This is a genomic window from Pedobacter sp., from assembly GCF_035317785.1.
Lineage (GTDB): Bacteria > Bacteroidota > Bacteroidia > Sphingobacteriales > Sphingobacteriaceae > Pedobacter.
Map to the genome: position 1 here is coordinate 1 of NZ_DATHGC010000377.1, position 10,204 is coordinate 10,204.

Annotated in this window: 9 protein-coding genes; 5 read left to right on the forward strand and 4 right to left on the reverse strand. The window is 43.8% G+C overall.

What is annotated here, in order from left to right:
* Positions 1–508 precede the first annotated feature (508 nt).
* Positions 509–691 carry a hypothetical protein gene (locus VK541_RS23430; protein ID WP_324373012.1) on the forward strand — a complete coding sequence of 61 codons (183 nt, stop codon included), beginning with the start codon at positions 509–511 and terminating at the stop codon, positions 689–691.
* 65 nt (positions 692–756) lie between these two features.
* Here VK541_RS23430 and VK541_RS23435 read toward each other — a convergent pair whose 3' ends face one another.
* Together VK541_RS23435 and VK541_RS23440 are read right to left on the reverse strand one after the other, a co-directional pair.
* The gene (locus VK541_RS23435; protein ID WP_324373014.1) at positions 757–1,191 is read right to left on the reverse strand and encodes an ABC transporter permease; all 435 of its coding nucleotides are present in this window, start codon (positions 1,189–1,191) and stop codon (positions 757–759) included.
* A gap of 40 nt (positions 1,192–1,231) precedes the next feature.
* A complete protein-coding gene (locus tag VK541_RS23440; protein ID WP_324373015.1) occupies positions 1,232–2,707 on the reverse strand; it encodes a GntR family transcriptional regulator in 1,476 nt (491 codons plus the stop codon).
* A 190-nt stretch (positions 2,708–2,897) separates the two neighbouring features.
* Between VK541_RS23440 and VK541_RS23445 the strand changes: the two genes are divergently transcribed.
* The 4 genes from VK541_RS23445 to VK541_RS23460 all read left to right on the forward strand — a co-directional run bounded on the left by VK541_RS23445 (position 2,898) and on the right by VK541_RS23460 (position 5,494).
* Positions 2,898–3,212 (forward strand): hypothetical protein, encoded by a 315-nt coding sequence (locus tag VK541_RS23445; RefSeq protein WP_324373016.1) that lies wholly within the window; start codon positions 2,898–2,900, stop codon positions 3,210–3,212.
* Positions 3,213–4,202, forward strand: coding sequence for an AraC family transcriptional regulator (locus tag VK541_RS23450; protein WP_324373017.1), 990 nt, complete (start codon positions 3,213–3,215; stop codon positions 4,200–4,202).
* A gap of 292 nt (positions 4,203–4,494) precedes the next feature.
* Positions 4,495–5,010, forward strand: a complete 516-nt coding sequence (locus VK541_RS23455; RefSeq protein WP_324373018.1) for a MauE/DoxX family redox-associated membrane protein — start codon at positions 4,495–4,497, stop codon at positions 5,008–5,010.
* A 112-nt stretch (positions 5,011–5,122) separates the two neighbouring features.
* Entirely contained in the window at positions 5,123–5,494 is a 372-nt protein-coding gene (locus tag VK541_RS23460) for a hypothetical protein (protein ID WP_324373019.1), read from the forward strand.
* Between the two features lie 62 nt (positions 5,495–5,556).
* On the opposite strand, the gene VK541_RS23465 is transcribed toward VK541_RS23460, so the two are convergent.
* Positions 5,557–6,927, reverse strand: a complete 1,371-nt coding sequence (locus VK541_RS23465) for a RagB/SusD family nutrient uptake outer membrane protein (protein ID WP_324373020.1) — start codon at positions 6,925–6,927, stop codon at positions 5,557–5,559.
* A 13-nt stretch (positions 6,928–6,940) separates the two neighbouring features.
* A complete protein-coding gene (locus tag VK541_RS23470) occupies positions 6,941–10,150 on the reverse strand; it encodes a SusC/RagA family TonB-linked outer membrane protein (protein ID WP_324373021.1) in 3,210 nt (1,069 codons plus the stop codon).
* Between the last annotated feature and the right edge of the window lie 54 nt (positions 10,151–10,204).

Here is a 10,204-nt window from a genome sequence, read left to right on the forward strand (position 1 = left end):
AAAACAACAAAATGCATTACTATATTCGGAATGAAATGGTATGTAATCCGTAAACAGGATATGTTAAGTTCTTTTCAGGACGATGTCAAGTTAATCCAGGACTAGTGTAAAGCTATTCCAGGACTAGACAAGGACTAGACAGGTATCTGCTAGCTCCACAGACCTAACAGACACCTAGCAGACACCTGGGTAACACCTGCTTGCCAGCTACTTGTTGTAAGCCGTAATTGAGTTTCTACTGAGTTTGCCATCACATTAAATTTTTAGTTTTCTATTGATTAGAAACCAAATATAATGTGACTGAAAATGGCGTTGTGCGTCCTGTGCGCTTAACAGAATTGCTGCGCAAAAAACACATAACATACTCATATTATGCATCTTATATGACATGAAAATTATATATTAGTAGTTAATTATTTTTTCACCTACTGCCTTGTAGGTTCCGCGCATGCAGTCGTTGTGCGCGCTATGTGCCACCATATGAGTTGCGGTTTAAAAAACCAACGACATGGAAAGACTATATGTGGTTCCCAGCGACGTGTGCAAAATCACCGGAAAAAAAATCAGGTACGCACAACAATTGTTAAAAGATCTGAGAGAAATATTGAATAAAAAAAGGCATCAGCTGATCACCAAAAAAGAGCTGGCAGATCATTTAGGTATTGATCAGGAGCTCATCGACTTGAAATAACAGCTGTTTCAATATTGGGGGAAAAAGCGGAGGTAAACCGATTGGCTTTGCCTCCGCCTTTCCAGTTAACTCACCTTCCTATAACTCCATATTGCCCATATGTTTAATATCAATGCAAAGGCAGTTACCTTAGCCAATTGCGGCAGCACATCGGATAAACCGCTGCCTTTCAATATCACCATCCTTACCACTTCAATCATATAAGTAACCGGGTTTATAGCTGTTATTACTTTAGCCCACCCGGGCATGCCTTCAATGGAGGTGAGCAGGCCGCCCATTAATATAAAGACCATCATGAAATAGAACATGACCAGCATGGCCTGCTGCTGGCTGCTGCAATAATTAGAAACCAGCAAGCCGAAACCAAGGATGGCCAGTAAATAGATCCATAAAAAGAAAAATAACAGTAAAATGCTACCTACAGGCATAATACTGTAAACCAGGAGGGAAACCACTAAGCCCATGGCAAATACCACATTGCCAATGATCCAGAAAGGCAAAAGTTTGTCCAGAATAAAATGATGAAGAACCGGTTCATGTTTAGGATAACGAATCGCCGTTAAAGTTTTGATGGAGAAATTTAGCCGGGGCTTCAGCTTCCTGAGAATCAAATGATCCAAATCCCAGCCGCATGTCTTTTATTCCCTGGCCCGGCCTTTCACTATTTGGCATATATGGAATATCAAATCCGGCTTGTTCAAGGCCAGACATATAGGCCGTAAGGTGCTCATCTGTAATAAAGGCAAGCCACAGATTCAATCCGCTTTCAGGGTAATTGAACACGGCCTTATCCTCCAAGTAATTGCGCATCTGTGCGGCAACTATGCGTAAATGTTCTTGTTTTATATTGTTTACAGACTTCCCCCATTGTGTCAGTTCGCCGCTGTTCATCATTTTAATCAGCATTTTTTCATCCATAAGATTCCTATAGTGGAAAAATCCGGGTGGCCTTAATTTCAACAAAGCGATAAAATCCGCGGCAGCGTTCACTATTCTTATATTTTGTGTATAGGCTGAGAGTAAGCTTAACGCGCCTAAATAAATTACATATCCCTCATGTGCATAGGTTGCAAGCGGTTTATATTTAGAACTGCCGTACCAGAATTCATGATAATCATCCTCTTCAATAAGCAGAAAGCCATATTCTTTAGCCAGGGCTATTAATTTAAGACAGATTTCCACACTAAAGTTATTGCTTTTTGGGAAACCGCATTGCGGGCGTATATGCATTGCTTTAACATTCCCGCCTTCTAGCATAAATATTAATTTAGCGATAAAATCCGGTCCAGTTGTATCCAGTGGCAAACTCTTTATCTTGCAGCGGTTCAAAACCAGGTCAAGTTCCGCATCTTCGGCTGAGGTGTTGATCAGCACATCACCTTTATTAAATATCAGGTTGAATACCGCTTCCAGGCTTTCAGCTCTGCCCCTTATGATATCCATACAATCAGGATCTGTTCCAAAACCCCTTAGCGTAGATACATATTCCAAAACTGCTGCTTTAAACTCAAAACCATGCAAATCTATAACCTGCTGCATTTGAGTGATCTTCTCATATTGTTTTGTATGCATGGTTAGGTATTTGCTATACAAGCCTGCCGGAATATGACATGGACTGGGGACCACAAAACCTACATTGATAAAAGATTGTTTTTTTAGTGGTGATTTAACTCTCTTCAAACTCTGCGTGTGAAGCAATACAGGCATTTGGTAAACAGATTTTGCCTGAGGATATAGCTTTGCATGCCCGGGAAATGTAACCGAAACAAATGTTCCTTTGCCTGGTGCTGTCTTTATCCATCCTTTATCATCGAGCTTGCCATATGCCTGAAATACAGTGTTTCTGTGTATTTTAACCTGGCTGTTAAATTTAATAATCATTCTGTAAGGTGGTATCTGATCAAGTGGCTTAAGGTCACCTCTTTCAATTTTTCCGATGATAAACTGCTGAATCTGCGCCATATACAGGCCACGTGCGAGTTCAGGAATAATCCATAATTGCTTATCAAAATCCATATGGTTTAGTTTTTAAAAATTAAAATGTTAGTTGGCAACGAATGTATATAAAGTATTGGTGATGCGGTGCAGATATGAAATTGGCACAGTACCGATAACGCAAATTGGCACAGCAAAAAACAATTTTTTGTTACTGACCTTTAGCTGTTAAAAGAAACTAACCAAATATTTATAAAGAGAAATCAATGTTATGATTGAAAATCAAAAAGTTTACATTGTATCGGCAAGGGATAGTGATCCCCTTGAAGGTATTTATGGTGTATATGACAGTTATGAAGCTGCTGAACAATTCAGGCTTAGCCTGATAAAGCTGGCCAGGCTTGAAATCATTGAAGCAATCAGGAATCCCGGTTATGTGCCTGATGACGGGAAAATACCTTATGCCGTGATGCTGAACAAGACCGGCAAAAAAGCAATAACAGTTTTTGCAGAAGAGGAAGCTACAGGCAAAGCAGTTGAAATGCGGGACAGGCTTATTGCCGGCGGTGGGTGGGGGCCTAAATAAATGCAATCACATATCGCTCTTCAACTGGTTTCAGCTGTCGTTGAAACCATCACGTTAAACCGTTTGCCTCATTTTTGCTCCTGGCCTATCCAGTATGCGCTGGCCAACCTCATCACTTTGCCGGAAGGTTATATTTTAAGGCAGTCTTTTAGCAGTTACCTGCTACATATTGAATGGTATGAATATTTACTTGACGCGGATATATTCATTCCTTATACGCGCGCAGAGCCTTCCATATTTATGTTCCTGATGTTTGAAGGCCATTCCGCACTTTACAAGCCCCCTGAATACCTGATCTCTGAAAGCCGGGGTGGTGCCTGGCATATGGGCTACATCAATAAAGGCAGTTATAAGGCGAAAATAAAGGCAGGAAGGACCCGGCTGTTGCTGCTGACTTTAAGACCGGAATGGCTGATGCGTAAAGCCGAAAGACTGGAAAAGTTTAAACTTATAACAGACCAATTTTTGGCGGCTGAACAGCCGGTTTTTTCTTTGCCACACTGCCCCGTAAACCAGGAAACAATTAAACAGGTAAAAAAAATGTTATTACATGACGGGATAAACCGGGAACATCTGGATATTACCATTGACAGCGTTCTGACCCAGCTGAGCATCCAATATCATGGGATGGTTGTAGATGGCAAGTACACAACAGAAACTTTACATCGGATCCTGGCTAAAAAGATTGCCAGCTTTATCATAGCACACTATGCAGAGCAAATAGTTGAAAATATACCCGGACTGGCAGATCAGTTTAATGTGTCCGAGCGACAATTATTACGTTTGGTAAAGATTGCATTCGATATGCCTCTGCATGAATATTTAGTAACACTGAGGATGAATAAAGCATTGGTTCTATTGTTAACGGCTACCCAATCCATCAAAGAGGTAGCTGCAACTGTGGGATATACTAATCCACATTACTTTAGTACGGCGTTTAAAAAATTTCACGGAATATCTCCCAACGAAGTTCACGGACTTTGTTTATAAGTATTCCCTAATACAATATAGGTTTGAAATCCTGCCAAAATCTGGTTCATTTGAGCTGAATTTTGGCAGGATTCTCTATTTCAACCAAAAAAAATAGTGCAGAGCTTTGAGTAATCAATACTTAAAGTTATGGCAAACATCAGTTATCTAAATATTAACCTCTTCTGGACGGCACTAGCCGGAACAGGCTTCATGTCTTTAATCATCGAGGGAAGGAGGATGGGTATGGGTAAGGTTTTATCACATGCCTGCTTATGTCAGGGAGGTGATAAATAAATAATAGAAACCAGATATGATGACAACAAAAACACAAGGTCAACTTAAAAATTACAGGTTCAACTTTTTGACCAGAGAACGGTCAATTGAAGGACTGGCAGCTTTGCTGATCTTACTTTTCTTTTACGCCGCAGTGAGTAAACTTGCGAACTATGAGCAAAGCAGGAACGAAATGTTTAAACAGATTTTTCCGAGAGGTATTGCGATTGTGCTGGCGTGGCTAGTCCCTGTGACAGAGTTGATAGTCGTTTTGTTGCTGTTGCATAAAGAAACACGATTAAAAGGTCTGTATGCCTCCCTAATTTTAATGATATTTTTTACACTATATATCGCCATTGCCATGAGCGGGATTTTTGGACACAGACCTTGTTCTTGTGGTGGGATTTTGAAAAACATGGGGTATCGGGAGCACCTGGTGTTTAATCTCTTCTTTATTGTGCTGGCGGTAATTGGTATTGCCCTTGAAAAGGGATGGGCGTCCATTCACATATGGTTTCATTCTGTAAACAGAAAGGAGGGAAACCGGCCCTGATTAGCCAAACAGCAGGGTTAAGAGCTTGCCCTGCGTATAGACCCAAAAAGAATTACGCTGCGTGTACGAAGCTTTGGTGTATGTGCGGTAAAAGAACCATAAAACTATTAGTATGAAAACCTTATTGAATAAATTTAACAAAATTGGTGTATTGGCGGTATTATTTGCTGCATTAGTTATTACTACTCAAAGTGCTTTTAAAGCAGTTGGTAAACTTGATCCACCGGCAAACGGCTGGTATACGGTAACAATTCCCAGCGGTGACCCTGCGGTAGAATCCAACCAAGTCATCGGGTCATTGACTACTGCCCCGCCAGAGACTGATGAAAATGGTTGTGCAAGAACGGAAAACTCAGGTAATGTATGCCGTGTCGAGCTTACATTTGATGGTTCAGCTACTACAGTCCCTGCGAACGTTGCTGCGGCTAAAGCCCCTGGTTCGCATACGTCTGTAGACGATACTGCTGAAAGTCCGGAAGATTAATTACAAATCATATCTTCGATTTTAATTATAAAGGCGGTGTCATCAAGACACCGCCTTTATAATTACCTGAGGTTCTGCCGAATCCCGCTCATTAAGATCTCCTGCTCAGGAATCGGGTATACATACCTCGGATCATTGGGCGGTAACTGATAGTTATTGCCATCAATCGTTCTTGTCAGCATTTTTGCAAATCTGCCCTCCTTATTAAGTCTTCGCAAATCTTCCCACCGTGTACCACGCATAACCAATTCCTTTTTACGCTCTTCTAAAATACGCTTTAACAAAGCGTCCTGATCTGCAATGGCAAGCGGTATAAAGGAGGAGTTATAGCGATTGCGAAGCAAATAGTTCAGGTCTTCAAGCGCACCGGCCAGGTTTCCTGTTCTCGCGCGGCATTCGGCGCGGATCAGGATTACCTCATTCACCGCCAAGCCCGTACATTTGCCGGAAAGGTAGCCGCCACCAAAAAGCACTCTCCCTGAGGAATCGTAAAACCAGGCTTGTTTCCTGAGATCATTGGCTTCATAGCTGTTCAGTAAATCAGCAGCTGCATTGAACCTGGCCACCGCAATTAGGGTAATATTTGTGGTAGTCAATAAAAAGATCAGTTCATTGTTTTCTTCAATATTGATCTCGGTTAACGGATAACTTTGGTTCAAATCTTTCAATGTTTTTAAATCGATCAGGTAATTATTGATCTGCAGGCACTGATCCGCATATTGTGCTGCACTTTGGTAGTCCCCCATCAGTAAATATGTTTTTGCCTGCATTGCGAGTGCGGCAAGCCTGGAAGGACGGTTTTTGATCAACGGTTTTTCGGGTAACAAGTCGGCAGCTTCTTTGAGATCCAATATAATTCTTTGATAAGTTCCCCCAACCGTTCCCCTTGATATTTTCAGGCTGATATCTGATTCCAGTCTGAGTGGAATTCCCATATCCTGGTCTTTGGTAGCCGGATCATAGGGGTTACAAAACTCTTGCGCTAGCTGGTAAAAATTGATGGCCCTGAAGAAAAGGCTACAGCCCTTCACATTGTTCCATGCGGCTTGCTGGCTGGCTACTGGTTTGATCTTTTCGATGCCTTCCAGCGACAAGTTACTGAGCAGAATGCGGCTGTAAGCGTTATTCCAATCAGGGCAACTTTCGCCCTCATGGATTTCCCTGGCCCAGATGTACCCGTTTCTCTGATAGGCATCTTTAATGTTGCTGAGCCTGCCGTCTTGAATAAAATACTCATCACCCCCAAGCATGCCCAGCCCATGTGATGAGGCTGCATTCATTTCGCCGGAGTTATCAAGAATCGCCTGAAAATCTGAAATGTTCCGCGGAACTGCCTGGCTTATATTTTGTTTGATATCCAGAAAATCACGTTTGCAAGCAGCGGTAAGCACGAGGCTGCTTAGCATCAGTACGTTTAGTATGGTCTTTTTCATAATCTGATTATTATTATTGAATGTTCATTTGTATTCCCAAAGCTATATTTCGCGTCAGCGGGTAGCTGGCCTCGGGATATTCGGGGTCTATGCCCTGTTTATTGGCCCGCCACAAGATGCCCAGGTTGCTGCAGTTGACAAAGAAACGCAGGTTTTGGATATGAAATTTTTTGGACAGGCGCTCATCGACTGTATAGGCCAGGTTGATGTCCTGCAACCGGATATGATCTCCGCGGGTAACCAGCGCGTCAGAATAGTCATACACAAGGCTCTGATAAAGATTGTAGCTACCCGCAGATGGTACATTTGTGCGTTTTTCATCGCCAGGGGATTTCCACCGCTGCAAATAATCGACATGATAAGCGGCACTGGTAAAATATTCTGCTCCGGGCGATATCGAGCTTCTCCTGAATACGTATCCCGCTTTCCAGATCAATAGTGCGCTGAGTTCGAAATTCCTGAAGCTGAAGGTATTTCGCAGAGAACCATAGTATGGCGGTATAGTTACACCGGCGCTGATGAGGTCGGCTTTGTTGAGCTTAGTCATAAAGCCCTGATAATCTGTACTCTGGCTGCCGTCTATCAACACAATTGGCTTACCTGTTTGAGGATTGAGGCCCTGCCATGGTAATGTATACAGGATGTCTCTTGACTGGCCCAGTGACGGAGGTACTATACCCGATAGATAACTGGTAACAAGAACATTTTCGTTTGTATTGAAACGGGTGATCTTGTTTCGCACATAACTGGCAAGTGCCGTTGCGTCCCAGTTGAACATGCCTTTCAAAATACTTGCATTGATTTGCAGGTCTAAACCGCTGGTTTTCATGTTTGCATAGTTAATCTTGTTCTGAAAACTGCCTATCGTTTCGGAAATACCCGTGGAAGGGGCAAGGAAATCTACACCGATCAGGTCTTCGGCATTTTTTCGGTAATAGTCTATGCTGCCAGTGATTCTTTGGTCCTTGACGCTGAAATCCCATCCTGCGTTGATGATCTTAACCTTTTCCCACCTTAGCGAAGGATTACCGATACTAGTGACGGCTGCGGAAGGCAATTGCCTTTCTGTCATGAATCTAATAGTTGGATAGGCGCTAACGTATTTATTGACGTTTCCACTGCTGCCATAGGTGAGCCTCAGGCGCTGATGAGGGAATAATTTTAAGTTGTAAAAGTCCTCCCTGCTCAGTTCCCAGCTTCCTCCGACAGACCATAGTGGTACACCTTTCTGATTGGTTTTTACGCCAAAGAGATTGGAACCATCCCAGCGTGTGCTGCCAGAAAAAGTATAACGTTGCGCGTAGGTGTAGGAGGCATTGCCAAAGTAAGACAAATAGCGATCGGTATAACGACTCAATGAGCCGCCTTGTGCCGGTATAGAAAGGTTTCCACTTGGCAAAATAGGATAAGATTTTGTGTAATCGAAATAGGCAGTACCTGTAAACAGGTTGCGGTCAAAATTGTAGAGTCTGGATACCGGGAAGCTGTTGAGTACCTGTTCTCGTACTTCGGCGCCAGCTAATGCTGATAACTGATGGCGACCGTTGAAATCGCGGTTATAATTGAGCTGCGCCCTGCCCGACTGTGCTTTGCTTTTGGTTTTGGCAAAGAGCTCCATAATGCCGTTGTAAGGGATGATGCGCCTGCCGTCTGACTGTGTAAATTTATTGACCCAGTCCCTCACATAATAGCTTTCGGGTGCATTATAATTTTGGCTCTCTGAAGCTGAACGGAGGTATTGGTAGCTGATCTGGGCATTGAATCCGGAAAGGAAGCGATACCTGAGCTCGCCATTGAGCAATACTTCGTTAGCATTTGCCGTTTTATCGGCCAGTCGTTGTTCGTCAAGTGGCCTGTAGTTCCAGTCGAGCAGGTCAGTGCGTCCGGTATTGTCCAGGTATGCTGTACGCAGGCGGTAAGGAATGCGGAGGGCTGTTCCGTCTGCATCGGCGAGCCGCTGATAGGCGGAAGCCTGCTGGCCATCCGGATTGAGGTTTGAAAGCGTGATCCCGTTATTTTGCTGGTTCTGGTCGGTGTAGCGCATATTGGTGTTCAGTTCGAGATTTCGCAGCAGCGTAAAGCTGTTTTGGACATTCAGGCTCAGCCTGCTGTTGCCATTACCCGCTACATTATCCTGTGCACGATCGTAACCACCTGACAAGAAGTAACGATGACCGGCGCTGCCTCCGTTGATATTTAACGCGTATTGCTGATTCAGGGAGCGGCGGTAAAGGTACCTCAGTGCCTCATCCCGTATGTCGTAACCTGCAAGCTGGTCCCGTTGTCTCCGCAGGTCTGCATCGCTCAATTGTCCGTTCTTATTGCGGATCAGGCTTTCTACATAGTCCGGAAATACTGTAAGCGGGTCTTCTGTATAGCCATTGGCTTTGAAGCGCTCTTGTTCAATATCCAATACTGTCATCGAAGGCAGGAATTTACGGTTGTACTGTAAATCAGGTTTATCGCCAATGGTAAAATTACTATTGAGCGCGATGCTGACAGGCTGGTTGTACTTACCCTTTTTTGTAGTAATGACAATAACGCCATTGCCTGCTCTGGCACCCCAGATGGAGGCCGCTGCTGCATCTTTTAATAGTGTAACGCTTTCTACATCGTTAGGATTGATGTTGTTGATGTCACCTTCATATGGGAAATTATCGAGCACGACCAATGGTGTTTCATCCGACTCTATGGTAGCCAGCCCCCTTACCCGCAAGGCTGGAGTCTTTTTCGCTTCTCCGGTTACCTGCTGCCTGTTAAATTGCAGGCCCGGGGTAACGCCCTCAAGGCGGCTGATGATGTCGGGGCTGGTGGTTCTGTTGATCAGCTTTTGATCGACATGGCTAAAGGAGCCTGTAGCACGCTCCCTGGGCACCTGATAGTATCCGGTGGATACGGTCACTTCGTCCAGAGCTTGTGCGTCTGGTACCAAGGTGATCATGAGTGGCTGCTTTGCAGTGCTCCTGACAAATACTTTCTGAGCCTTGTATCCCACATGGCTAACTAAGAGACTATCTGCAATGGTGTTCACTTTTAATTGAAAGCTGCCACCTTCATCAGTGGTAGCTGTGGTTTTGCTGAGCAGCAGTCTGATACTGGCCTGAGGCAGCGCTTTGCCGCCGGAGCTTTGCACTTTTCCGGAAAGGATATATTGCGCATTGATACAGGTAGCGTATAGCAAAAGCACGATGGTAAGCAGGGTAAATGGTATAAGTCGTTTCATAGTTTTCGGTTTTAAAAGAGTTGCTGAAGATTTTGAAATACCACAGGTCTGCCC